Annotated in this window: 20 protein-coding genes and 1 pseudogene; 12 read left to right on the top strand and 9 right to left on the bottom strand. The window is 63.9% G+C overall.

All coding sequences use genetic code 11. The features are described from left to right. Positions 1–60 precede the first annotated feature (60 nt). Together tam and ACK59L_RS16095 are read right to left on the bottom strand one after the other, a co-directional pair. Entirely contained in the window at positions 61–837 is a 777-nt protein-coding gene (gene tam, locus ACK59L_RS16100; RefSeq protein WP_409274694.1) for a trans-aconitate 2-methyltransferase, read from the bottom strand. Between the two features lie 110 nt (positions 838–947). Then, positions 948–2,357: an amino acid permease gene (locus ACK59L_RS16095; RefSeq protein ID WP_027914808.1), complete on the bottom strand. Its 1,410-nt coding sequence runs from the start codon at positions 2,355–2,357 to the stop codon at positions 948–950. Between the two features lie 323 nt (positions 2,358–2,680). Here ACK59L_RS16095 and ACK59L_RS16090 point away from each other — a divergent pair, with 323 nt between their 5' ends. Then, complete coding sequence (locus ACK59L_RS16090; protein ID WP_409274691.1) at positions 2,681–4,105, top strand: PLP-dependent aminotransferase family protein; 1,425 nt, start codon at positions 2,681–2,683, stop codon at positions 4,103–4,105. Between the two features lie 205 nt (positions 4,106–4,310). Here ACK59L_RS16090 and ACK59L_RS16085 read toward each other — a convergent pair whose 3' ends face one another. After that, positions 4,311–5,288, bottom strand: a complete 978-nt coding sequence (locus ACK59L_RS16085) for a polyprenyl synthetase family protein (protein WP_409274690.1) — start codon at positions 5,286–5,288, stop codon at positions 4,311–4,313. 186 nt (positions 5,289–5,474) lie between these two features. Here ACK59L_RS16085 and fni point away from each other — a divergent pair, with 186 nt between their 5' ends. From fni to ACK59L_RS16060, 5 genes and pseudogenes are all read left to right on the top strand, one after another. Beyond that, a complete protein-coding gene (gene fni, locus ACK59L_RS16080; RefSeq protein WP_409274688.1) occupies positions 5,475–6,521 on the top strand; it encodes a type 2 isopentenyl-diphosphate Delta-isomerase in 1,047 nt (348 codons plus the stop codon). Then, positions 6,518–7,795, top strand: coding sequence for a glycosyltransferase (locus tag ACK59L_RS16075; RefSeq protein WP_409274686.1), 1,278 nt, complete (start codon positions 6,518–6,520; stop codon positions 7,793–7,795). The genes fni and ACK59L_RS16075 overlap by 4 nt, the downstream gene beginning before the upstream one ends. After that, entirely contained in the window at positions 7,780–8,946 is a 1,167-nt protein-coding gene (gene crtY, locus ACK59L_RS16070; RefSeq protein ID WP_409274684.1) for a lycopene beta-cyclase CrtY, read from the top strand. The genes ACK59L_RS16075 and crtY overlap by 16 nt, the downstream gene beginning before the upstream one ends. Continuing rightward, a complete protein-coding gene (locus ACK59L_RS16065; protein WP_196136994.1) occupies positions 8,943–10,433 on the top strand; it encodes a phytoene desaturase in 1,491 nt (496 codons plus the stop codon). Before crtY ends, ACK59L_RS16065 begins: the two co-directional genes overlap by 4 nt. Beyond that, positions 10,430–11,362, top strand: a pseudogene (locus ACK59L_RS16060) (phytoene/squalene synthase family protein); the annotation flags it as partial. The gene ACK59L_RS16065 and the pseudogene ACK59L_RS16060, both read left to right, overlap by 4 nt. Here the strand turns inward: ACK59L_RS16060 and ACK59L_RS16055 are convergent. Further along, on the bottom strand, positions 11,286–11,837 hold the full coding sequence (locus tag ACK59L_RS16055; RefSeq protein ID WP_081321292.1) for a sterol desaturase family protein: 552 nt from the start codon (positions 11,835–11,837) through the stop codon (positions 11,286–11,288). The pseudogene ACK59L_RS16060 and the gene ACK59L_RS16055 overlap by 77 nt on opposite strands. A 240-nt stretch (positions 11,838–12,077) precedes the next feature. On the opposite strand from ACK59L_RS16055, the gene ACK59L_RS16050 reads away from it, so the two are divergent. Then, positions 12,078–13,013 carry a LysR substrate-binding domain-containing protein gene (locus ACK59L_RS16050; protein WP_409274681.1) on the top strand — a complete coding sequence of 312 codons (936 nt, stop codon included), beginning with the start codon at positions 12,078–12,080 and terminating at the stop codon, positions 13,011–13,013. Here the strand turns inward: ACK59L_RS16050 and ACK59L_RS16045 are convergent. Then, a complete protein-coding gene (locus tag ACK59L_RS16045; protein ID WP_409274679.1) occupies positions 12,983–14,194 on the bottom strand; it encodes an MFS transporter in 1,212 nt (403 codons plus the stop codon). The genes ACK59L_RS16050 and ACK59L_RS16045 overlap by 31 nt on opposite strands. Positions 14,195–14,386: 192 nt before the next feature. On the opposite strand from ACK59L_RS16045, the gene ACK59L_RS16040 reads away from it, so the two are divergent. After that, positions 14,387–15,757, top strand: coding sequence for an 8-oxoguanine deaminase (locus tag ACK59L_RS16040; protein WP_326384368.1), 1,371 nt, complete (start codon positions 14,387–14,389; stop codon positions 15,755–15,757). Positions 15,758–15,921: 164 nt separating this feature from the next. On the opposite strand, the gene ACK59L_RS16035 is transcribed toward ACK59L_RS16040, so the two are convergent. Continuing rightward, on the bottom strand, positions 15,922–16,413 hold the full coding sequence (locus ACK59L_RS16035) for a GNAT family N-acetyltransferase (protein ID WP_409274676.1): 492 nt from the start codon (positions 16,411–16,413) through the stop codon (positions 15,922–15,924). A 117-nt stretch (positions 16,414–16,530) separates the two neighbouring features. Between ACK59L_RS16035 and ACK59L_RS16030 the strand changes: the two genes are divergently transcribed. From ACK59L_RS16030 to ACK59L_RS16015, 4 genes are all read left to right on the top strand, one after another. Further along, entirely contained in the window at positions 16,531–17,151 is a 621-nt protein-coding gene (locus ACK59L_RS16030; protein ID WP_409274674.1) for a biliverdin-producing heme oxygenase, read from the top strand. 148 nt (positions 17,152–17,299) lie between these two features. Further along, positions 17,300–17,686, top strand: coding sequence for a VOC family protein (locus ACK59L_RS16025; RefSeq protein ID WP_058605932.1), 387 nt, complete (start codon positions 17,300–17,302; stop codon positions 17,684–17,686). A gap of 78 nt (positions 17,687–17,764) precedes the next feature. Beyond that, positions 17,765–18,334, top strand: a complete 570-nt coding sequence (locus ACK59L_RS16020) for a hypothetical protein (RefSeq protein ID WP_196136999.1) — start codon at positions 17,765–17,767, stop codon at positions 18,332–18,334. Positions 18,335–18,352: 18 nt separating this feature from the next. Then, on the top strand, positions 18,353–19,039 hold the full coding sequence (locus ACK59L_RS16015) for a helix-turn-helix domain-containing protein (protein ID WP_409274672.1): 687 nt from the start codon (positions 18,353–18,355) through the stop codon (positions 19,037–19,039). On the opposite strand, the gene ACK59L_RS16010 is transcribed toward ACK59L_RS16015, so the two are convergent. The 3 genes from ACK59L_RS16010 to ACK59L_RS16000 form a co-directional block, all read right to left on the bottom strand. Next, complete coding sequence (locus tag ACK59L_RS16010) at positions 19,016–19,909, bottom strand: sterol desaturase family protein (RefSeq protein ID WP_409274670.1); 894 nt, start codon at positions 19,907–19,909, stop codon at positions 19,016–19,018. The genes ACK59L_RS16015 and ACK59L_RS16010 overlap by 24 nt on opposite strands. Before the next feature lie 86 nt (positions 19,910–19,995). Next, positions 19,996–20,922 carry an alpha/beta fold hydrolase gene (locus ACK59L_RS16005; RefSeq protein WP_058605934.1) on the bottom strand — a complete coding sequence of 309 codons (927 nt, stop codon included), beginning with the start codon at positions 20,920–20,922 and terminating at the stop codon, positions 19,996–19,998. Positions 20,923–21,098: 176 nt separating this feature from the next. Further along, complete coding sequence (locus tag ACK59L_RS16000) at positions 21,099–23,570, bottom strand: UvrD-helicase domain-containing protein (protein ID WP_409274667.1); 2,472 nt, start codon at positions 23,568–23,570, stop codon at positions 21,099–21,101. Positions 23,571–23,784: the final 214 nt, after the last annotated feature.

The following is a 23,784-nucleotide window of genomic DNA, read 5'->3' as shown; positions in this document are numbered from 1 at the left end:
ATACGCCTATGGGCAAGGATCGACAACCGTCTGCGCTGCACCGACACCCCACCAGACGACTCAGCGGGTAGCGACCACGAACAAGCGCGGAAACGGCAGCAGCACCTTGCCATCGGAAGCTGGCGGGTAGGCGCCTTGCATCGCCTGCAGGTACATCTGCAGGAAATCATCCTGCTCATGCGGTTGCAGCCGCGACAGGTAAGGCCGCAAGGCCGAACCCTTGAACCACTGCACCACGCCCTCAGCGCCGTCGGCCAAGGGGTGGTGGTAGGTGGTGCGCCACACTTCCACCCGGGCACACAGCGGGCTCAGCAGGTCGTAATAGAACGCCGCGCCATGGCGCGGCGGCAACTGGAAGTCCTCGAACTTGGCCGCCCACGGGCCACGGCAGGCGATCTCGCGCAGTGCGGTGTGCGCGGGCTCCTCCAGGTTGTCGGGCGTCTGCACCGCAAGGCTTGCCCCTTCGCTGAGCTGACGCACCAAGTGCGGGTACAGCCGCCCGTGGTCGGGCACCCATTGCAGCGAGGCGTTGGCCAGGATCAGGTCCTGGGGCTCAGGAGCGGACCAGCCTGCGATGTCCGCCGTGACCATGTGCACACGGGGGATGCACAGCCGCTTGCGCGCTCGGGCCTTCTCGATCATGTCCGGGTCGCTGTCCAGCGCGGTCACCTGCGCATCGGGGCAGCGTTGCAGCAGCACTTCGGTGGAATTGCCTGGCCCGCAGCCCAGGTCGGTGGCATGCCGCACCGGGCGCGGCGGCACCGCCCCCAGCAGGTCGCGCACCGCCCGGGTGCGTTCGTCTTCGAACAAGGAATACTGGGTGGCAGACCAGGACATGGCGACGTTCTCCGATGAGCGATGCCCTCCAGCATATGCCATCTGTCGCCCAAAACGCGAAGCGGCCGGCCCCTTGGAGGGAACCGGCCGCTTCGCAGAGCCGATGAGGCTTAGTGTCGAGGCGCGCTGCGCATCTGGTGCACAACCCCCATCGCCACCACCAGCGCCGCCGCGATGCCGGTGGAGATCACCAGGATCTGGTAGTCAGGCATGAACGCCATGGTCACCAGGGCCGCCACGATGAAGGCGATCACCAGATAGGTGAGCCACGGGAACAGCCACATCTTCAGGCGCACTTCCTTGCCTTCGGCAATCAGCTTGCGGCGCATGCGCAGCTGGGAGAACGCGATCACCAGGTACACCAGCAGGGCAATCATGCCCGTGGTGTTCATCAGGGTATCGAGTACGTCCTTGGGGCGCAGGGTCTCGCTGAAGTTGATCAGCGCACACACCACTGCCACCGCGCACGAGCCCATGATCGCGTACACCGGCACGCCAGTGCCGGCACGGGTGATCTTGAAGAACGACGGTGCGTCACCACGCTGGGCCAGGGAGAACAGCATGCGCGAGGCGGTGTAGTGGCCAGAGATCAGGCAGCTGCTCACCGAGGTCAGCACCACGAAGTTCATCAGCAACTCGGCGTAAGGCACGCCCAGCAGCTCAAGGGTACGGCGATAGGCGCCGTATCCGGAGACGCCCAGGTGCGGGTCGTTCCACGGTACCAGGCAAACGATCAGGAAGATCGAGCCTACGTAGAACAGGCACACGCGCCATACCACCGAGTTGGTGGCCTTGACGATCTGCGCTGCCGGGTCCTTGGCCTCGGAGGCTGCGATGGTCACGATCTCGGCGCCCAGGAATGCAAACATCACCCCCAGCAACGCCCCGATGACTGTGGTGATGCCATTGGGCATGAAGCCTTCGGCGGTCAGGTGGGTAATGCCCCGCACCTCGCCGAATTGCCAGATGTTGAGCACCGCTGCGGTACAGACGATCAGGAAGCAGACGATCGCGATGACCTTGATCAGGGCGAACCAGAACTCGAACTCACCGTAGTGCTTGACGTTGAAGAAGTTGACCGTGATCAGCAGCAACGTCGTGGCCAGCACGAACACGTTGACACTCACATCTGGGAAGAACCCGTGCAGGATCTTGCCGGCTACGTAGGCTTCCCAGGCCATGAGAATGACCCAGTACCACCAGTACAGCCAGCCGATGGTGAAGCCGGCCCAGCGCCCGATAGCGCGGTCGGCGTAGGTGGAAAACGAGCCCGTGTCGGGTGAAGACGTTGCCATTTCGCCAAGCATGCGCATGATCAGCACCACGAGGATGCCGCCTGCCAGGTAGGCCAGCACCGCGGCCGGCCCGGCGCTGTGGATCACGCTGCCGGATCCTACGAACAAGGCGCCGCCGATGACCCCGGCGATGGACATCATCGTCAGGTGGCGCGACTTCAGCGAGGCACTGAGCTTGCTCTCATGCCCGCCGTTCGCGGTGGTGGTTGTGGATGTTGCGTCCATCAGTTGTGTACCCCGTGCTTCTTTTTATCCAAGGAAAACCGTGAAACCCCGATGGCTGGCGGTTTCACCTGTACATCAGTGCTAATGCGCGCAGGAGGTGTGAACGAGCACACGCAGGCCATCCATGGCGGCCTGCTGACGCGCCCCAGGGCTGAGGCCTGGAGCGAACTGAACATGCTTTGTGTGGCGATATCCGACACCTAATGTAAAAATGTCCATCGCAGAGAGCCATGCACAGTGGCATGAAACTCGCACTGCACTGTACAGGTCGCCAACCCTATACACCGGGCCAGCACCTGGCGTTACACACCTGAAGGTCCCCCATGCTGCAATTGAACCCAGACGCTTCCACACCGTTGGTCAACCAGATCATCGACGGTCTGCGCACCCTGATCGACACACAGACGCTCAAGCCTGGCGCCAAGGTGCCGTCGATCCGCGCCTTCGCCGCCACCTACTCGGTCAGCACCTTCACCGTGGTGGAAGCCTACGATCGCCTGGTCGCCCAAGGGCTGCTGGTAAGCCGTGGCAACGCTGGCTTTTTCGTCAATCGCGCCGCCGCTGAACTGCTGGACACGCACACGGCTGACCCTGATGCAAGCCGACCAACGTTCAACACCGAGTGGTACCTGCAGCAGATCTTCGAAACCCGGCAGTTGCCGTTCAAGCCAGGCTGCGGCTGGCTGCCCAATGACTGGATGTACGAAGATGGCCTGCGCCGAGGGCTGCGGCAGGTGGCTGGCAGCCCACTGGAACTGTCCGGTTACGGCGACCCCATGGGGTTGCCCGAACTACGCGCATTGACGGCGCAGAACCTGCAGCAGGATTTGTCGATCGTCGCCAACCCCGCTCAGCTGATGTTGACCCACGGTGCCAGCCAGGCCCTGGACCTGGCCGTGCGTACGCTGGTCCGGCCGGGTGACGTGGTACTGGTGGACGACCCTGGCTATCCCAACCTGATGAGCATTCTGCGCACCCAAGGCGCAACGCTACTAGGGGTGGCGCGCACGCCCAATGGCTACGACCTCAATCAGCTTGAGCGGTTGCTGGCGCAACATAGGCCCACGGCCTTCTTTACCCAGCCTCACCTGCACAGCCCGACGTGCTCGCGCACGCCGTTGCCCCAGCTGCACCGCCTGCTGCAACTGGCCAACCAGCATGGTTTCCGGCTGGTCGAAAACAACCTGTACGCCGACATGATCGCCGATCCGCAACCCTGCCTCGCCAGCCTGGACCACCTGCAGCAGGTAGTCTACGTGGGCAGTTACTCGAAAAGCATCTCGCCCAATGTGCGGGTGGGCTACCTGCTGGCCAATCCGGAACTGGCGCAACAGCTGGTACACCTGAAAATGCGCTCGGGCCTGACCACCTCGCAGGTCATCGAGCGGGTCGTCTATGCCGCCATCATCGACGGTCGCTGGCGCAAGCACCTCAAGCGCCTGCGCCAACGCCTGGCCGAGGCGCATCAACGGGTGGGTGAGCATTTGCACCGGCTAGGCTTCGAACTGTTCACCGAATCGGACGAGGGGATGTACATCTGGACCCGGCATCCCTCGATCCCCGACAGCGCGCTGTTGCTCGATGACGCGCTCGAAAAAGGCATCATGCTCGGCCCCGGGCAGCTGTTCATGGTCGATGCCAGGGCAACGGGCTGGATGCGTTTCAACGTGGCGTTCAGCCTGGACCCGGTCATGTGGGAACTGCTGGAAAAGGTTTTTGCCCGGCATGCGAGGCGACTGGATCAGTGAGGGCGGCAAAGCTAAGGCGCTCTGGCTTCAGCTTCGCAGGCTACGCGGTCCCCGGTAGGAGCGGCCCTTGTGCCGCGATGGGCCGCGCAGCGGCCCCAGGATTTAAGCTTCGCAGCTCATCTCGCCGGGGCCGCTCTGCGGCCCATCGCGGCACAAGGGCCGCTCCTACAGGGACTGCGTAGACCTTGGCGCAACGCCCTGCGCCTTAGACGTGATGCACGACCGCCCCACCCACGGCAAGCCCACCCAAGCCTTGACGCCATACGGTGCTACCGGCAGCCTGCAGACCCTTCGAAGCGAACACCTTGCGCAATACCCCACCAATCGGCGAGGTCCCAAGGCCCAGGGTGTTCAGGCACTGCTCCACGCTCTGCAAATGGGCTTCCAACCGCTGGCGCACCTGCATCTCGCCGCACATTGCCAGCAGGGTCGACTTACCCTGGTCCAACCCCATGCTCTTGCCACTTTCCGGGTCACGGTCGTGCAAGTCGTCGTGCAACTGAAACGCCTGCCCCAACTCCCCCGCCAATTGCAGCAGGGTGCCCTGCTGGCTGGCGCCAGCCCCCGCCAGCCGGCCGGCCATGCCTAGCAGGGCCGAGAACAAGGCCCCGGTCTTGAGTTGATTGGTCTCGGCGATTTCAGCCGCCGTCCGCGGCCGTGCACCGTCACGCAGATCCTGCAACTGCCCCTTGACCAGCCCATCGGCACCGATGGCCGAGGTGAGGGTCACCACTAGGTCGCTGCGCACATCCGGCCCGACCGTCTGCAACCCCGCCACAACCCCGAACGCACGGGAGAGCAAGGCAATGGCCGTCAACACAGCCACGTCTTCGCCAAAAGCCAGGTGCAAGGTAGGGCGGCCGCGGCGCAAGGCAGCGTTGTCCATGCACGGCAGATCGTCCAGCACAAGGGAGGCTGCATGTACCATCTCGACGGCACAGCCGAGGTCGAGCGCTGCGTGTGGGCATGCGCCCAGGCCCTGTGCCGTAAAAAGTAACAACAGGGGCCGCAAGCGCTTGCCCGGCGCCAGGGTACAGTCGCGCATGGCCGCAACCACGAGGTCGCGCTCGTGACCTGCCGATGGCAGCAAGGCTGCCAGCCGGGCTTCTACGGCCGCATGTGCGACGGCCAGTGGCTGATCGTGATCAGCGCCAGCGCTGTGCGGGGGGGCGATGGTCGTCATCCTTGCCTCTCGATGTGGGCGGCCCATTGACCGTAGATGAAAAAGGAACGACTGATAGGCGCCGTTGCCTGATGCTGTGCTTTTTATGAGCTTAGCTATACAAAACGGGTAGTGTTGTACAACTTGTCTGTCCTAAGCACACAGACCGCACGTACCTCAGGATGATTCCCTGGCAGTGGAGCCGGCATGAACAAAAGCTCGTTGAGTCAACGCAAGGATGATCACCTGGACATCGTCCTGGCCGCCGGCAGTACCTCGCATGGGGTCGACGCTGGGTGGTCAGCGCTGCGTTTCGAACATTGTGCACTGCCTGAAATGGCCCTGGAAGATGTCAACCTGGGTACCGAGCTGTTCGGCATGGCATTGCGCGCACCGCTGTTGATCAGTTCGATGACTGGCGGGGCTGATCGCGCACGGTTCATCAACCAGCACCTGGCCGAAGCTGCGCAGGCTTTGGGCCTGGCCATGGGTGTGGGTTCGCAGCGAGTGAGCTTGCGCAGCGGCCAGGACCAGGGACTGACCACAGAGCTGAGAAGGCTTGCACCCGATGTTCCGCTTTTGGCAAACCTGGGCGCGGCCCAGTTACGCGAGGCCGATGGCCTGGACCTTGCCCGCCGAGCGGTCGATACACTCGATGCCAGCGCCCTGATCATTCACCTCAACCCCCTGCAGGAAGCCGTTCAGCCCGAGGGCGACCGCAACTGGAACGGGGTGCTCGCCTGCATCGAGCAGGTTGCCGGGCAGCTTCGGGCGCCCATCATCGTCAAGGAGGTAGGCGCCGGTATTTCGCCGGGCGTTGCGCGGCAATTGTACGACGCTGGCGTGTCCATGATCGATGTGGCCGGTGCCGGCGGCACAAGCTGGGCCGCGGTGGAGGCCGAGCGTGCCAATGACCCTGCCGAGCGTGCGGTGGCAATGGCCTTCAGCGGCTGGGGCATCCCGACCGCCCATAGCCTGCTTGCCGTGCGCCGCGCCGTGCCGACGGTTGGCCTGATCGCCTCGGGTGGAGTCCGCGATGGCGTGGACGCGGCCAAGGCCATCCGCCTGGGAGCGGACCTGGTGGGCCAGGCTGCCGGGGTGCTGACCTCTGCAATGGCATCCACCGAAGCGGTGGTCTCGCACTTCGACGTGATCATCCGGCAACTGCGTATCGCCTGCTTCTGCACAGGCTCGGCCACGCTGGCGCAGTTGCGCCGGGCCCGACTGGTCAACGCCCAGTTAGACATCAAATGAGCCACTTCGCCCTGATTGCCCCGCCCTACCCCAGCCATTTTGCAGCGATGCAAGCCTTGGGCGGCGAATTGGTCGAACGCGGCCATCAGGTCAGTTTCTTTCACCAGCCTGAAGCCGAACGCTGGCTGAGCGACAGGCGAGTGGGCTTCGTCGCCATCGGCCATGCCGAGTGCCCGCCGGGCAGCCTTGACCTTGCCATGCGCCGCGTGGCTGACCCCGCCGGGCCGCTGCGCCTGCGTCGCCTGATCAAACAGCTGGCGCACACCACGGCCATGCTGATCAGCAACCTGCCGCAGGCGCTCAGGGAACATCGGGTCGATGCGATGATTTGCGACCAGATGGAGCCCGCAGGCGGCTTGGTGGCCGAGGCTTGCAAACTGCCGTTCTTTTCAGTGGCCTGTGCATTGCCAATCAATCGCGAGCCAGGCTTGCCATTGCCCGTGATGCCGTTCGGGCTGGGCTTGGATGCGCGCCTCTACGAAGGCAGTGTTCAGGTCCATGACTGGCTCATGCGCCCGTTGCACGACACCTTGCTGCAGGCCTGTCATCGCCACGGGCTGCAACCGCGCAGCGGCGCCCATGAATTTCTCTCGCCACTGGCCCAGTTGAGCCAGACACCCCTGCACCTGGATTTCCCCAGAGTGGGTCTACCCAAGCACTTTCACGCCGTCGGCCCGTTACGCAGCACGCCCTCTCAGGCGAGCCCCAACTGGTCTTTCGAACCCGGCAAGCCCTTGGTATTCGCAAGCCTGGGGACGCTCCAGGGCCACCGGTTCGATCTGTTCGCACGTATTGCCAAGGCTTGCCGCCGCCTGGATGCCCAGTTGCTGGTGGCGCACTGCGGTGGGTTGGATGGCCATCAGGAGGGCAGGCTGCGCCAGATTGGCGCCACCGTCGTGACCGACTTCGCCCCTCAGCACTGGGCGGTGCGGCGAGCCAATGTGGTGATCAGCCATGGCGGCTTGAACACGGTGCTCGATACCGTGTGCGCCGGCACACCGTTGCTGGTCATGCCGATTGCATTCGATCAGCCTGGCGTGGCTGCGCGGGTGCGCCATCACCGCTTGGGGCGGGTACTCTCCAAACGAGCCAGCGTAGCTGCCATTGGCCAGACGTTGCGTCAGCTGCTTGATGAAGCTGCACCACGTGATGCCGCGCTGGAAGCCGAGCTTGCCGCCTGCGGTGGCGTACAGCGCGCAGCCAGCCTCATCGAAGCCGCGCTGCACAGTGGCCAGCCCAGCATTTCGGAGAACACACCGTGCCCTATGACCTGATCCTGGTAGGTGGTGGGTTGGCCAACGGCCTGATCGCCTGGCGACTCCAGCAGTTGCGCCCGCAATTGCGCGTGCTGTGCCTGGAACAAGGGCCGGCCCTGGGCGGGAACCACACCTGGTCCTTCCATGACGCCGACCTCACTCCCGAGCAACAACGCTGGCTGGCCCCGCTGGTCGAGCAGCGCTGGCCTGCCTACCACGTGCACTTCCCGGCTTTTTCCAGGCGTATGCAAGGCGGTTATGCGAGCATCACCAGCGAGCGTTTCGCCCAGGTGATCACCCCTGCCCTCGGCCCGAGCTTGCGCACGGGCTGCGCTGTCGCTGAAGTGGGTGCCAGCCACGTCACACTCGCCAGCGGCGAAACCTTGCACGCCGCGGTAGTGATCGATGGCCGGGGCATGCAGCACAGCCCTCACCGGGTGCTCGGCCAGCAAGCATTCCTTGGGCAGATCGTGCGCCTGACGGCCCCCCATGGCTTGGAGGCACCGATTCTGATGGATGCGCGGGTACCCCAGGGCGAAGGCTATCGCTTCGTCTATGTACTGCCCTTCACGGCCGACACCCTGCTGGTGGAGGACACCCACTACGTCGACAGCCAGGCGCCCGCCGCAGAGCAGCTGCGCCAGCACATCGAGCGCTACCTGCAGCAGCGCGGCTGGCACGTCGCCGAGTGCCTGCGTGAAGAACAGGGTGTATTGCCGATCACCCTGGCCGACGACTTTCCTGCCTGGTGGAACGAGCAGCAAGGGCCGCTCGCCGTTGGCCTACGAGCCGGATTGTTCCACTGCACCACGGGCTATTCACTGCCCGATGCTGTGCGCCTAGCCGACTGGTTGGCGACGCAAGCGCTGGATGATACGGCGTCACTCAAGCCCGCGTTGGGCGCCTACCTTCACCGACGCTGGCGGGAACAAGGGTTCTACCGCCTGCTCAACCGAATGCTGTTTCTGGCCGGCCGGCCGAACCGTCGCTGGCAGGTGATGCAGCGCTTTTATCGATTGCCTGATGGGCTGATCGCCCGTTTCTACGCAGGCCAGAGTACGCTGCGTGATCGTCTGCGGATCCTGTGCGGCAAGCCGCCTGTGCCCGTAGGCGAGGCCATGAAGGCTGCCTTGCGACACTCTCCTGCCCATTTCAAGGACTATCCATGAGCAACGAACGATCCGCCCTGGTCATTGGGGCAGGCCTTGGCGGCCTGGCCCTGGCCATTCGCCTGCAGGCCTCGGGTATCCCCACGACCTTGCTCGAGGCACGCGACAAACCCGGTGGCCGCGCCTACGTCTACAACGACCAAGGCTTTACCTTCGACGCAGGCCCCACGGTGATCACCGACCCAAGCGCCATCGAAGCCCTGTTCACCCTCGCCGGCCGGCCTATGCAGGATTACGTGGAGTTGCTGCCGGTAACACCGTTCTACCGCCTGTGCTGGGAGGACGGCCGGGCATTCGACTATGGCAATGACCAGGCCGACCTGGAACGCCAGATCGAGGCCTTCGAGCCCAAGGACGTGGAAGGTTATCGACAGTTCCTGGCCTATTCCAAAGCCGTGCTGCAAGAAGGCTATATCAAGCTCGGCGCGGTGCCGTTCCTGTCTTTTCGCGACATGCTGCATGCCGGCCCGCAGTTGGCTCGCCTGCAGGCCTGGCGCAGCGTCTATAGCATGGTGGCGCGGTTCATCCAGGATGACCAACTGCGCCAGGCGTTTTCGTTCCACGCCTTGCTGGTCGGGGGCAACCCCTTTGCCACATCCTCGATCTACACCTTGATCCATGCGCTGGAGCGCACCTGGGGTGTGTGGTTCCCTAAAGGCGGCACCGGCGCCCTGGTGCAGGGCATGGCCAAGTTGTTCACCGACCTGGGCGGCACCCTGGAGCTCAATGCCAAGGTGGCCGCGTTCGAAACCCAAGGCAGCCGCGTGACCGGCGTGCGCACCCAGGACGGGCGGCGCTGGCTGGCAGACGCAGTCGCTTCCAATGCCGATGTAGTGCACACCTATTCCGACCTGCTGGGCGAGCATCCACGGGGTGAACAGGAAGGCAAGCGGCTCAAGGGCAAGCGCTTTAGCAACTCGCTGTTCGTGGTGCACTTCGGCCTCAAGCGCACCCAGCCGCAGTTACGCCATCACACCGTCTGCTTTGGCCCGCGCTACCGGGAGCTGATCGACGAAATCTTCAACGGTCATGAGCTTGCCGAAGACTTTTCACTCTACCTGCACACCCCTTGCGCCACCGACCCGAGCCTCGCTCCGGAAGGATGCTCGAGCCACTACGTGCTGGCGCCCGTACCGCACATGGGCAACGCGGCCATCGACTGGGAGGTGGAAGGGCCACGGTTCCGGGACAAGATTCTCGACTACCTGGAACGTCACTACATTCCCGGCCTGCGCGAGGACCTGGTCACCTGCCGCACCTTCACGCCGCTGGACTTCCGTGAGGAACTCAATGCGCACCTGGGTTCGGCGTTTTCCCTGGAACCGATCCTGACCCAGAGCGCCTGGTTCCGCCCGCACAACCGTGACAGCCAAGTGACCAACCTGTACCTGGTGGGCGCAGGCACGCACCCGGGGGCCGGTGTACCTGGCGTGATCGCCTCGGCCAAGGCCACGGCAGGGCTGATGCTCGAGGACCTGGGCGCATGACCACACCGTCCCACGACCAGTTGCTTGCCCATGCCGAACACAGCATCGCCGTGGGTTCGAAGAGCTTTGCCGCAGCAGCCCGGCTATTCGATGCGCACACCCGGCGCAGCGCCGTACTGTTGTATGCCTGGTGCCGCCATTGCGATGACGTGATCGATGGGCAGCAAGCCGGGCATGATGCGGTGGTCATCAGCCAGGAAGAAGCGCAAGTGCGCCTATTGGATCTGCAGCGCCAGACCGAAGCCGCCTGCGCAGACTTGCCCGTGGATCAACCGGCCTTCGCCGCACTGCGCGAAGTGGCCAGGCGCCACGGCATCCCCCGCGCCGAAGCCTTCGACCTGCTCGAAGGCTTCGCCCAGGACGTGTCCGCTTGCCGCTACCAGACCCTGGATGAGGTCATGGTCTACTGCTATCACGTGGCAGGTGTGGTGGGCCTGATGATGGCCAGGGTCATGGGCGTTCAGGAGGGGCGCGTGCTGGACCGGGCCTGCGACCTGGGCCTGGCCATGCAGCTGACCAACATCGCCCGGGACATCGTCGATGATGCCAAGGTCGGGCGCTGTTACTTGCCCCAGGCTTGGCTGTCGGAATTCGACCTCAAGGCAGACGACCTGGCCGATGTGCGTCACCGCGCAGCCGTCGCCACCCTGGCCAGGCGCCTGGTCGCCCAGGCCGAGCCCTACTACGCCAGCGCCCAGGCGGGGCTGCCGGCTTTGCCGCTGCGCTCGGCGTGGGCAGTGGCCACGGCTGGTCAGGTATACCGGCGCATCGGCCTGAAGGTCGACAGCGCCGGGATCGACGCCTGGGACGGGCGGCTGTCTACGTCAAAACGCGAAAAGGTCGGTGCCTTGGTCACGGGGTTTTGGCAGGCGCTGAGCTGTCGGCTGCGTCGCTACCCCCAACGCCCGGCTCGCCTGTGGCAGCGCCCTTCGCCCGCAGCGGCCCGCCATGCAGTGCCCGAAGTTGCTGGCGCAGCCGCTCGATAGTGGGGACATACAGAAAACCGAACGACACACAGCCTTCGCGTCCCTGTACGGCATGATGAAGCCGATGTGCCTGGTACAGGCGCTTGAAGTAACCCTTGCGCGGCACCACTTTGAAAGGCCAGCGCCGGTGCACCAGGCCGTCGTGGGCGACGAAATACAGAACCCCATAGGCCGTCATGCCTGCGCCTACCCATTGCAACGGGTACCAACCGGCATTGCCCAGGGCGATGAGCATGATCGCCAGCACGGCGAACACCGCGGCGTACAGGTCGTTCTTCTCGAAGATCCCGGTACGCGGCTCGTGGTGCGAGCGGTGCCAGCCCCAGCCGAAGCCATGCATGATGTACTTGTGAGCAAACCAGGCCACGCCTTCCATGGCGGCCAGGGTGCCGAAAAAGGTGAGCAACGTCAGGGTCATGCGCAGGCTATCCAGGCAAAAGGGAACATGGGGGCAGTCCTTTGGTGCATCAGGGCCGGGTCGGTACAGCATGATCTACCCAAGGCGCTGGCGCAAAGCCTATGAGTGTGCAAGATGGGCTGGTGTTCCATTGCCGATGCGCTACCCAGGCCTGTCTCCCGACGCTATTACCCTAAAACGCCATCACAGGATCCCTTATGCTGCCGGGGTCTGCCCCACGAACCCATGTAAAGGCCGGTCATGCACTCCTCAGAACGACTCAAAGGGATCGACGTCTTCGTCGCGGTCGCCGACCTCGGCAGCTTCACGGCAGCGGCCGGGCGACTGAGCCTTACCAGCTCGGCGGTCAGCAAGAGTATCGCGCGCCTCGAGGCGCGCATGGGCGTTCGCCTGTTCGAGCGCACCACCCGCCGGTTGTCGCTGAGCGAGGCAGGCGTGGTTTTCTACCGCACCTGCACCTCGGTGCTGGCCGATCTGGAAGAAGTCGAACACACCCTCGCCACTACGGGTAATGAACCTCACGGACGGGTACGCATCGACTTGCCCGCCTCCTATGGGCGCTTGCATGTGCTGCCGCTGATCCTGGCGTTTACCCGGCAGCATCCGCTGCTGCAGCCGCACGTCTCGTTTTCCGACCGTTTCGTCGACCCGGTGCAGGAAGGCATCGACATCGTGGTGCGCATCGGCGGCCCCGATACCTGGCCCGCTGCCCTGGGCCATCAGTACTTTGGCGCCCAGCGCCTGATATTCTGCGCAGCCCCCGACTACCTAGACATTTACGGTACTCCGCAAAGCGAGGAGGACCTGGAGCATCACCACTGCGTGGGCTATGGGCACACCGACGGCCTGGTCAGCCCGTGGTTCTTCAAGGGGCGCCAGCCCGGGGAGATGGAGCGTCGCACGGTACAGCCGCGCATCGCCGTGGGCGATGGCGAAGGCGAGGTCGCGGCGGTGCTGGCCGGCCATGGCATAGGTCAGCTACCCACCTGGTTGACCCAGCAGCACCTCGATCATGGACGGATGGTCGAGGTGCTGCCGGAGCTGGCAACCGACGGGTTGCCAATGAACCTGGTCTGGCTCAAGCGTCGCGAGCACCTACCCAAAGTGCGTGCACTGCTCGATTACCTGTTGCCCAGGCTCGCCCCTCACGGCACACGTACCGCCGAACCCGTCTGAGGCGCCAGCCTGCCCACTATGGGCACTGCCAGCAGCGCCAGCACGGCGACTGCGGCGGCCACATAGCCCAGATACGCAACCCCCAGCCCGTCGATGGTCATGCCACCAAGCACCGCACCCAGGCCGATGCCGGCGTTGGCAGCCGATACGTTGGCGGTACCGGCCAGCGCCTTGGCGTGGGTCACCGACGCCATCACGCGCACCTGGCAGACCGGGTAAAGCGCGGTGTTGGCGATACCCCACAAGGCCAGCGCCAGGCAGAACACCAGGCCTGCATGGGCCAAGGGCTCCAGCGCTGCCATGCCGATCGCCAGCAGCACCAGAAAGCCCGCAGTGGCCTTGAGAACGGAGTGGTCGACGGCGCGCCCCCCGATCCAGTTGCCCAGCAGGCCAACGGCGCCGAAGCCCATCAGCCACCAACCGGTGTGAGCCGGGGCCACACCCGCCACACGCTCGAGCAGGTCGGCCAGGTAGGTGTAGCCGGTGAACATGGCGGTGAACACCAGAATCGACAGCAGCACGTTCGCTACGAAGAAGCGTTCGGTGAAAATCCGCGCTTGACGGGCGAAATCCACCTTGGCGGTGCGGGCTACGTGGGGCATCCAGACGCCCATCGCCACGGCCATCACCAGGGAAAGCACCGCCAGCGCCCCGAAGGCGCCACGCCAGCCCAACGCGTCAGCGGCCAACGTGCCCAGCGGGATGCCCAGCAGCATGGCGGCAGAGATGCCCAGGTATACCTTCGATACCGCACGCCCTGCATGCTCGGGCCCGGCGAGGTGCCCGGCCGTCTCGCTGGCAGTGCCCCAGAACACCGGCAACGCCAATGCCGGTATGACACGTGCAATGGCCAGTACCCAGAAGTTATCGGCCACGGCCGCCAGGGCATTGGCCGCGGCAAAAACCAGCAAGATGGTGATGAACAGCCGTTTACGGTCCAGATGCGCCAGCATGGCCGTGAGGAACGGCCCTGCCAGCATGACTGTGAATGCGAACAGCGTGACCAGTTGTCCAGCCATGGAGATGGACACCCCCAGGTCGCGGCTCAGGGCAGGCAACAGGCCCACAATGAGAAACTCGGTGGTGACAATCAGGAAAGCGGAGAACGCGAGGATGGCAATGCTGATGGCTGCCCGTGGAGCTTCGTCAACGGGTGAAGCGGTGGTGGATGCGGCAGACATGGAAGAACTCTCAAGACATTGGCTGCCAGTTTATTCGATCGCAGAGGTCTTATTTCTGGCCGATTTTCACATATGAGGTGACGCACATTCACAAATACGGCCAATGTATACAACCTGATCGTTTCCTGATTACATTGCCGCGTCGCCTACGACGCTGGCCATCGCTAGCGCGTATTGCAACAGGCATCGACCATGTCATCTGCACACGCACCAAGAACGCTCCTGATCAAGCATGCCCAACTGCTCGTCACCATGGATGGCGAGCGCCGCGAAATCCGCGGTGGTGGCCTGTACATCGAAGACAACCTGATCAAGCAAGTCGGCCCCAGCGATACCCTGCCCCAACAGGCGGACGAGGTGCTGGACATGTCCGGCAAGGTGGTCATCCCCGGGCTGGTCAACACCCACCATCACATGTACCAGAGCCTGACGCGGGTGGTGCCAGCCGCCCAGGACGGCGAGCTGTTCAACTGGCTCACCCAGCTGTACCCGATCTGGGCACGGCTCACCCCCGAGATGATTGCGGTCTCGACCCAGACGGCCATGGCCGAGCTGATCCTTTCCGGTTGCACCACCTCGAGCGACCATCTGTACATCTACCCCAACGGATGCAAGCTCGACGACAGCATCCATGCGGCTGCCGAAATCGGCATGCGTTTTCACGCCGCCCGCGGCAGCATGAGCGTGGGCCAGAGCCAGGGCGGGCTGCCGCCGGACTCGGTAGTGGAAAAGGAAGCGGATATCCTCAAGGAGTCCCAGCGCCTGATCGAGGACTACCATGATGCCAGCCATGGCTCGATGCGCCGGATCGTGGTGGCGCCCTGCTCGCCCTTCTCGGTCAGCCGCGACCTGATGCGCGAAGCGGCTGTTCTGGCTCGCCAGCATGGCGTATCGCTGCACACGCACCTGGCCGAAAACGTCAACGACATTGCCTACAGCCGGGAAAAATTCGGCATGACCCCTGCCGAGTACGCCGAGGATTTGGGGTGGGTCGGGCCCGACGTGTGGCACGCGCACTGCGTGCAACTGGACCAGCATGGCATCGAACTGTTCGCCCGCACCGGCACCGGGGTCGCCCATTGCCCATGCTCGAACATGCGCCTGGCTTCAGGTATCGCCCCGGTGCGCGCCATGCGCGATCATGGCGTACCGGTCGGGCTCGGGGTGGACGGTTCGGCGTCCAACGACGGTGCCAGCATGATCGGCGAGGTCCGCCAGGCCCTGCTGCTGCAACGCGTGGGGTTTGGCCCGGATGCGATGACGGCCCGCGAAGCGCTGGAAATCGCGACCCTGGGCGGCGCCAAGGTGCTCAACCGCGATGACATCGGCGCACTGGCACCGGGCATGGTCGCTGATTTCGTCGCCTTCGACCTGGGCCATGTCGCCTACGCCGGCGGGCATCATGACCCGCTTGCAGCGCTGGTGTTCTGCACCCCGACCCAGGTGCATACCAGCGTCATCAACGGCAAGGTGGTGGTCAGGGATGGCCAGTTGGTCACCGTCGACCTGCCACGGGTGCTCGAACGCCACAACCGCCTGGCCCATCAGTTGGTCGCAGGCTGATAGAGGCGCCGCCTCGTGATGCTGGCTGTCTTGCGCCTCTGGGGCTGCATGACAGCCCATCACCAGCAAGCCAGCCCCAGCTTAATGGCAGGTTCAACCTGTAGCGTCGCGCTTGCCGCCGGTGGGCCGCAGTGCGGCCCTACCTGACGCCGCCCGGCAATGGCTCACAGCACCATTACCATCTCATGCCACGCCATACCGCCGTGCTCGGAAGGTGAAGGCTGGACGTACTGATAACCCAGCTTGCGGTACAGCGGTAAGTGCTGTTCTTTGCACATCAGGTGGATGGTCTGCTTCGCGCAGGCTTTCATTCGCAGGATGAACGCTTCCATCAATCGCTTGGCATGACCTTGGCCCTGAGACGCCGGGTCGACCACCACCGACATGATCACTACGTTGGGGGCATCGGGGTCATGCCCCACCAGTTCCTTGAACGCTTCGTCCGACATCACCACCTGGTGGGCGCAGCCGCTGTTGATGAAGCCAACGATCTCTCCATCACTTTCAAGCAACAGAAACCCCTGTGGGTACCGACTGATGCGCGTCTGGATCTTTTCCAGCGTGGCAGCTTCGTCTCCCTCGTAGGCACCAATCTCGATGGCGTGGCAGCGGCTGGCGTCCTCAAGGGACGGCGTACGGAACTGAAGCGAAGACATGACCGGCTTTTCCTTGGGTCTGAACGATACGGCGGCCATGATAACCGTGCCTGATGCTTGCTGCGATGCTCACCGCCACGCATCATGGACGCCTTTCTGCCCGCACGGACTCACCGAATGATCGCCGTACCCGTGTCACCCCTGGAGACAAGCCGTTGCAAACGCCTCAAAGCGGCCACCCACCGCGAACATGACAGTGTCGATCAGTTGGTCATGGCCGCGCACCCCTTTGAGGACAGAGCGCGCTACGCGCGCTTCCTGCTGGTACAGCATCACTTTCACGGCAGCCTCCACGGACTTTACGAGGACCCCCACCTCAATGCGTGGCTGCCGGGCCTCTCGTCGCTGTCGCGGCTCGCTGCGGTCGAGCAGGACATTCGCGACCTGGGCCAAGTGCCACCGGCCCTGCCGGCGAGGGTGAAGGTAGACCGGGCCCAGGCACTGGGCTGGCTGTATTGCAGCGAGGGTTCGAACCTGGGCGCCGCCTTCTTGTTCAAGCACACCCAGCACCTTGGCCTGGACGAAGGCCTGGGTGCGCGGCACCTGGCAGCCCACCCGCAAGGACGCGCCCAGCACTGGAAGGCGTTCGTGAGCGCAATCGACGGCCTGGCGCTCGATGAACAACAAGAAGCTGGCGTGATCGTCGGCGCCATTGCAGCCTTCGAAGCCTATCGGACGAAGGTCACCGAGGTATTCGCCGCCGACCTGCAAGCCACTGCGGACACTTCCAAAGGCTGAACGCTTGTGCTGCGCCGGCCATTGACCAGTTTGCGGCCCTGATGCACCGATGGCGTGATCAAAGACGCGATTTGATACTAGGCTGCATTGCCAAACGTCAAGGGCCGTCTTTACTGATAAGTAACGACCCCAGCATAGGTGTGCGCCCATGAAGATCATGCTCACCCGTATTCTTGTCGACGACCAAGCCAAAGCGCTTGCCTTCTATCACTACGTACTGGGCTTCGAACCTAAACAAGACCTCGCCATGGGCCAGCACCGCTGGCTGACCCTGACCTCACCCAACGACCCCAACGGCGTGCAACTGCAACTGGAGCCAGAGGTGCACCCTGCGTCGAAAGCGTACAAGGCCGCGCTCAAAGAAGACGGCATACCCACCGCAATCTTTGCCGTGCGAGACATACAAGGCGAATACATCCGGCTATCCGCTGCCGGTGTCCAGTTCCATCAGACTCCCGCCGAGGTCGATAACGTCATGACTGCAATCTTCGACGACACCTGCGGCAACCTCATCCAGATTACGCAGTTACACTGACTGGCGCCTGCACACCGCCTGCGCCCGTCCAACATCCCGACTGGCGCAGCCCTACCGATCGTTGCCCAAGGACACACGATGCGTCATGAGTTCGACGAAGTGCTCAACGACCTGGTCGACTACTTCCTGCTAGGTGACATCCAATTGCTCGAACGCTTCAAGCAGGAGCATGGCCTGCCTGACGACCTGGCCTACGAATTCACCCACCATGACAGCGGCGACAAGGCCGTACGCGATGGCGTCGTGCTGCCTGTGGCCGGCGTCGACAACCTTCCCTACCACGTGGTGTTCACGCTCAATGGGCAAACGCCCAAATTGCGCGAGGCGAGCAGCCGTCTCAAGCACCAGCGCGGTGGTTATTCGCTGAAGATCGAGCATGGCGCTGTGATGCTGTACACCTGGCGTATCCTCCAGTACTTCACCCCCAAGACCCTGGGCGACTTGCTGGCGCGCTACCGTGAGCCGGGCCGCCCTGTGATCGAACTGGACAACGGCTGGTATGACGTCGAAGTCCTGGCCGGCGCCTGCCTGTGTGATGGCCTGTACGAACCGACCTTCGAGTTCGTCTTGAACAAGCGTGCTGGGCGTGTGGCGAACACCACCGTGGACACTGGGTACAATTTCAGCCTGCGAGGCTACTTTGACTGACATGCCTTCACTGTGGCCATGAACGGTGCAGCGCAGCCAAGTTGGCAAGGCGAGATCTGGCTGGCCGAGGACCACTGCCTGGTGACGGGACGACTGGGGCGCACCGACAGCCACCAGCACTATGCCCATCAACTGCTGATCGGACTTGATGCGGATGTCGAGGTCTGCCTGGACGGGCATACGTGCAGCGGCCCGCAGGTGCTGATCCCTTCGCAACAGCCCCATGCCATCCTGAGCGAGCGCGTGCCGTGTATCACCCTGTTTGCAGAGCCGTTGGCGTTCCGTCTGTCTGACCTGCAACGCCTGGCTGAATCAGCCGACCGGGTGCCTGAGCAATTGGCGATGCATCTTCGGACATGGCCACGATCGGCACTGGACCCACGTCTGGCAAAAGCGCTTGAGCACGTGCGCGCGCTGGGTGAGCAACCGTTGCCTGCACATGAACTGGCCAGCATTGCATCGCTTTCGGTGAGCCAGCTGGAGCGCCTGTTCACACGCCAACTGCGGGTTTCGGTACGACGCCTGGTGCTGTGGCAGCGCCTGCGGATGGCCGTGCAGCAAGCACTGGCCGGTGCCAGCCTGACACAAGCGGCGCTCGCAGCCGGTTTCGCCGACTCCGCGCACTTCTCCCGCAGCATGCGCCGCCATTTCGGGCTTACCCCCAGCGAAATTGTGCGCCACCTACGACTGGGCGCGCCTGGCTAGCGCCTGACGCAACGCAGCCGGTAGCACTGCCGGTGCGTGCACCTCACTCCCCCGCCAAGGCTCGCGAAGCTGTGCCAGATAGGTCCGGGGATAATCAGGGCGATCGCCAATGCCCACGTCGTCATCGCGCAGTGCGTAGTCGGGTAGATGCAGCGCCGTGCCCAGCAGGCGATCCCACAGCGGCAGGAACAGGGCGAAATTGACGTCGCCGTGGGTGCCGTACTTGAGGTGATGCAGACGGTGCACCGGCGCCCACGCGAACACATGGCGCAAGGCACCGACGCGCATGTCCACATTGCTATGTTGCAACAGCAACTGTACCGACACGGAAAAGGCCAGGAGTGCAGCGACCTGTATGGGTAGGCCAAGCATCAGCAACGGCAAGGTGCCGCCCAGGGTTTCGAGCATCTGATGCAAAGGGTGCTTCATCAAGCCGTTGAACCCGTACAGTCGAGTCACGCTGTGGTGCACGGCGTGCAGACGCCACAGCCAGGCGCTGCGGTGACTGGCGTAGTGCACCAGGGTAATGCCCAGGTCCGCCAGGATGATCGCCATCAGCAACTGCAAGACCAAGGGCCAGTGCCCGGGCCAGAGCCCGAAGTTCGGCAGCGATGCCGCCAGCGGTACGACCACGACAACGCTGAGCCCTGTCAGCGCCTCGTTCACCAACGCGTGACAGGCATCTCGCCGGGTATCCCCCTGCGAGTGATTCCACCATGACTTGAACGGCATGGCACGCTCGCACAACCGCGACACCACCACGGCGCCCACCAGCAAGGGCAGCAACCAGAACAGATGGGTGTTCATCGCCACTGCCAGGGCAGCGCCTATGAACCCTAAGAAAAACACAGGGGCGTAGAGGTAGCGCATGGGCAACTCCAGAATGACAGGAGCCCACAGTGTCCCCGTACCGGCCGACACCGCGCTTGAACAAACGGCGCAACCGTGTGAAGGCGCTACTCGTTGACCAAGCGCTGCAACACACCGCCCTCATGGCGCGCGAGGATACGCAGCAGTTGATCAACCAAGGCACGGTCCGGCGCATCGAGGTGGAAATGGTGGCCGCCTGGGTGCCAGGACACTTTCGCCTGTGGCGGCAATGCCGCTTCACGCCGGCCGAAGGCCTCGCCCGTGAAAGCGCCCTGCCGGCCAAACATCAGGTACAGCGGGCAACGAATCTGGCTGAGCAGATCGCATGCCTCAGGCTCGGTGAGCGGCATGGGCTCAGGCAGCACCAACCGCGGGTCGTGGCGCCAGCAATAACCGTCGTTGAGCTGGAGCAGGTCGCGCAGCGCCAGTAACCTCGCAGCCTCTTGCGACAAGTCGGTGTCGAGCCGTTCACGACGCTGAGCCAGCGCGCTGTCCAAATCGTCGAAGCGTTGCACGTCCGGCTCGTTGAAGCCCTGCATCTGCGTACGCTGGACCATGCGCTTGAGGCGATAAGCCCGTGCCAGGTGCTGCACGCGGTCATGCTCGGCGACGGTGAACGGTGCCCCCATGCCGTCGAGGAAGGTCATGCTCGCAATCGCACTGGTCATGGCCGCCAGCAGCGAAGCCACACCGCTGCCCATGCCGTGGGCCAGTACATGGAATTGCCGCATGCCAAGGCTTTCGGTGACCGACAGCATGTCCTCGGCGTGCTCCCACAGGTAGTAGCCGCTGTCATGGCGCCGATGGTCGGAACGCCCATGGCCGACCAGGTCGGGGGCTACCACGAAACAGCCATCGAGCAGGGGTGCCAGGCGCTCGAACGAGGCGGCGTTGTCCAACCAGCCATGCAAGGCCAGTACGGGAATGCCATCCTCCGGTCCCCAGCAGCGCACAGCCACTTCGATGCCATTGATGTCCAGCGGGTGATCCTTGGGTGTGGTGGTTGATCGCATGGGTATGCTTCCTGATCGGCAGCCTGATGCAGCTACACCAGACCGAACACGCCACCGCGTTCCACGACGCCTGTCGTCTGCGGCAACCCTTGCGCCGGAGCGCGCAGGGCGCCGACAGGTCACCTTGGCGCAAGCCAGTTGCCACCACTGGCCCCTTACCGACGGTGACTTAACCGTCACCGACCCCGACAGTCTTCGAAACAGTCCTGACGGCCATCCACACGGCTGGAAGCGCGAGCGGCCACGGCGGCATCGCCATTGGCCGGCTCCACGTGCCAGTAGCAATGCTGCACCGCTCGGGTCACGGCCACATAGGCCAAGCGCTGCACCTCCTCCTTCTGGGCGGTATCGAACGGCTGCGGGTCGCCCGCCTTGCCCAAGCCCGCCTGGCGATAGACCTGGTTCTTGTAGGGCGAGCTGGTCAGGTACTGGCAGTCGCCCAGCATGAACACCGCATCGGCCTGCAAGCCCTTGGCGCTGTGGTAGGTGAGTTGCCGAAGACGCCGCTGCTCGGGCGGCACCGCTGCCTCGGCTTGAAGCACAGGCTCCAGGTGTTCGCCCATCGCCGCCCGGTCATTGCCCTTGCGGTAGAGCATCAGCACCGACTCGCCGCGCTGGTAATGCTCGATGAGGGTCTGGCCCAAGGCGGCCTCGTCACGCTCGAAGACCTTGACCGGAGAGCCTGCAAGTTCAGCGGCAGGGCCAGCGGCCCGGGCCTTCTTGCCGGCGATGGTGGACGTGCCCTTGACCAGGTGCTCGGCGGCATCGATTACCTGCTGCTGGCAGCGATAATTCTCCACCATCATTACCCGTGTGCTGGCGGGCGTCGGAAACGCCTTGGTGAATTCGGTGAAGTACTTGGGCGAGCTGCCTCGCCAGCCATAGATCGACTGCCAGTCATCGCCCACGCACAACAGGGAAGAATGCTGAGCATGGCGGCCGACATTGAGGCCGGGGCCGCGCCTGCGGATTTCACGCAAAGACGCCCGCAGCCAGCTGACGATTTGCGGCGAGACGTCCTGGAATTCATCGATCATCAGGTGGGCCAGCGGCCGCAACAGCGGGTCGGGCAACAGTTGCAGGTTTTCCGGGTTGTTTTCCCCGAACAGCGCGAACATGCGGTTGTAGCTCATGACCGGAGGGACCTGGTCGAGCAAATGCGCTTCGAACGCTTTCCAGTAAAGGGCCAACGCTTCGAAGAACAGCGCGTCGCTGTCGCCTGGCACAAAGCGCATGTCGGCAATAGCCGTGTTCACTTCCAGGCCGAGGTTTTCGATAAAGCTCGCGGCGCTGACGAATGCGTCGAGCAGCGGCGCGGCCGACAGCTCGCCCTTGACCTTGTATTCGAACCCAGGCCCGGCCACGGCGTCACCTGCCAGCGAAGCGGCCAGGCGCCGGGCCATGGCGTAGTTGTCCAGCCAGATCAACGGCTGATCGCAGAATGCCTGCAATAGGGTTCGTTTGACTGCCCACTCGGCGCGTACGGCGAGCTTGGCACCGGGTCGTTGGTACTGGGCGCTCTCGGAAGGGTCGAAGCCCAACACCACCCATGGCCCGGTGGCACCCAAGCGGCCGTGGACATGAAAACGGCACCCACGGATCTCGACGGTGTCACGCGTCGGCTCAATGCCCTGGATTGGCCAGGCCCCCGCTGCGAACCAAAGGTCCTCGATCACATCGCACAGCTCTTCATCGCGTTGCGCGGCCAGTTGCGTCACCTGGGCGCGTTTCTGCACCTCGGGGTTGTCCGGGTCCAGTGGCTTGAGTTGCAAGGCTTCGTTGCGCAAGTGGCCGATCAGCTCGGCAAAGCGCGGGCTGTCCGCCAGCAGGGCGCTGTAGCAATGATTGAGCTGTTGGCGCTGGGCATCGTTCAGGCGCAGGTCGAACGGGTTGCTGTCCGCCTCGGCCTCACGCCCGGCGGGCATCTCGTTGCCCAGAGTCTCGAACGCGCGCACCTGCTCGAACCCAGGCAAGCTGCGCACCAGCGGCAGGATGCGGGAGTGGAAGGTGCGTACCAGTTCGCGCGCCTGTGCCGGTTGCAGGTGAACGTCCCACAGCGCGAATACCTGCACCAAGCGCTTGATGAAGTCCTTGCGCGACTCACGGGTGAAGGTGACGACCGTCATCGCATCGAGTTCGTAGCCCAGGTAGTGACGCAGCAGCAAGATTCGCAGCACCAGGGAGGTCGATTTGCCCGCCCCTGCCCCGGCCACCACGCAGGTGGACGGTGTATCGCTGAAGATCAGTTTCCATTGCGCGGCGCTGGGCTGCGCGTGGCTGGGCAGGCGCTGGGCAACGTCGGCCTTGAAGCGTTTCTTCAGCTCGGCGGTCAGGGCCAGGCGCCAGTCTTCGAACAGGTGATCATCCTGGCCGGGAATGGCTGGGGTGTCGGGCCGGTGGTCACGGATGACCAGCACTTGCTGGCCTGCCTCGTACCCTTGCGCATGGCCCCGTTCGAACCCGGCGCGTTCGCCTTCGCCACGGCCTTGGTGCTGGCCATCGGCATGGCCTAGCCACCAGGAGTGAGGGTGTTGCGCCTGAATGCGGGTCAGACCACGCCCGAGGCACTGGGCGATGAGCCGTTTGAGCCAGGGTAGGCGTGTGGGTGGGGTCAGTTCGGCGAGGGCCTTGGGTTGCTCGTTGGCCACAGTCACTCCGTTGGCAGCAAAATCAGCCGGCAATGTTCGCCGCAATGGCGCAAAAGCGCCAGCGAATGCGTGGGAAAACGTCTGGGGCGGTTGTTGGGTGGGGGGTAGGTGACTATGGGGCCGCTGCGCGGCCCATCGCGGCAGGACGCTCCCACGAGGGCGTAATTGTAGCCTAGGGCAGTGCGCAAGCTTCAACCCCGGCTCCTCTAAACAT

Origin of the sequence: Pseudomonas sp. KCJK9111 (assembly GCF_046231935.1) — a bacterium.
Classification (GTDB): Bacteria; Pseudomonadota; Gammaproteobacteria; order Pseudomonadales; family Pseudomonadaceae; genus Aquipseudomonas; species Aquipseudomonas parafulva_B.
The sequence above is the reverse complement of the archived record's forward strand: the minus strand, read 5'-3'. Positions and strand labels throughout refer to the sequence as shown.

Excerpts from the sequence above, each read along its gene's own strand:
- tam (WP_409274694.1), bottom strand. The coding sequence starts at position 837 with ATGTCCTGGTCTGCCACCCAGTATTCCTTGTTCGAAGACGAACGCACC.
- ACK59L_RS16095 (WP_027914808.1), bottom strand. The coding sequence starts at position 2,357 with ATGGACGCAACATCCACAACCACCACCGCGAACGGCGGGCATGAGAGC.
- ACK59L_RS16090 (WP_409274691.1), top strand. The coding sequence starts at position 2,681 with ATGCTGCAATTGAACCCAGACGCTTCCACACCGTTGGTCAACCAGATC.
- ACK59L_RS16085 (WP_409274690.1), bottom strand. The coding sequence starts at position 5,288 with ATGACGACCATCGCCCCCCCGCACAGCGCTGGCGCTGATCACGATCAG.
- fni (WP_409274688.1), top strand. The coding sequence starts at position 5,475 with ATGAACAAAAGCTCGTTGAGTCAACGCAAGGATGATCACCTGGACATC.
- ACK59L_RS16075 (WP_409274686.1), top strand. The coding sequence starts at position 6,518 with ATGAGCCACTTCGCCCTGATTGCCCCGCCCTACCCCAGCCATTTTGCA.
- ACK59L_RS16065 (WP_196136994.1), top strand. The coding sequence starts at position 8,943 with ATGAGCAACGAACGATCCGCCCTGGTCATTGGGGCAGGCCTTGGCGGC.
- ACK59L_RS16055 (WP_081321292.1), bottom strand. The coding sequence starts at position 11,837 with ATGACCCTGACGTTGCTCACCTTTTTCGGCACCCTGGCCGCCATGGAA.
- ACK59L_RS16050 (WP_409274681.1), top strand. The coding sequence starts at position 12,078 with ATGCACTCCTCAGAACGACTCAAAGGGATCGACGTCTTCGTCGCGGTC.
- ACK59L_RS16045 (WP_409274679.1), bottom strand. The coding sequence starts at position 14,194 with ATGTCTGCCGCATCCACCACCGCTTCACCCGTTGACGAAGCTCCACGG.
- ACK59L_RS16040 (WP_326384368.1), top strand. The coding sequence starts at position 14,387 with ATGTCATCTGCACACGCACCAAGAACGCTCCTGATCAAGCATGCCCAA.
- ACK59L_RS16035 (WP_409274676.1), bottom strand. The coding sequence starts at position 16,413 with ATGTCTTCGCTTCAGTTCCGTACGCCGTCCCTTGAGGACGCCAGCCGC.
- ACK59L_RS16030 (WP_409274674.1), top strand. The coding sequence starts at position 16,531 with ATGATCGCCGTACCCGTGTCACCCCTGGAGACAAGCCGTTGCAAACGC.
- ACK59L_RS16025 (WP_058605932.1), top strand. The coding sequence starts at position 17,300 with ATGAAGATCATGCTCACCCGTATTCTTGTCGACGACCAAGCCAAAGCG.
- ACK59L_RS16020 (WP_196136999.1), top strand. The coding sequence starts at position 17,765 with ATGCGTCATGAGTTCGACGAAGTGCTCAACGACCTGGTCGACTACTTC.
- ACK59L_RS16015 (WP_409274672.1), top strand. The coding sequence starts at position 18,353 with ATGAACGGTGCAGCGCAGCCAAGTTGGCAAGGCGAGATCTGGCTGGCC.
- ACK59L_RS16010 (WP_409274670.1), bottom strand. The coding sequence starts at position 19,909 with ATGCGCTACCTCTACGCCCCTGTGTTTTTCTTAGGGTTCATAGGCGCT.
- ACK59L_RS16005 (WP_058605934.1), bottom strand. The coding sequence starts at position 20,922 with ATGCGATCAACCACCACACCCAAGGATCACCCGCTGGACATCAATGGC.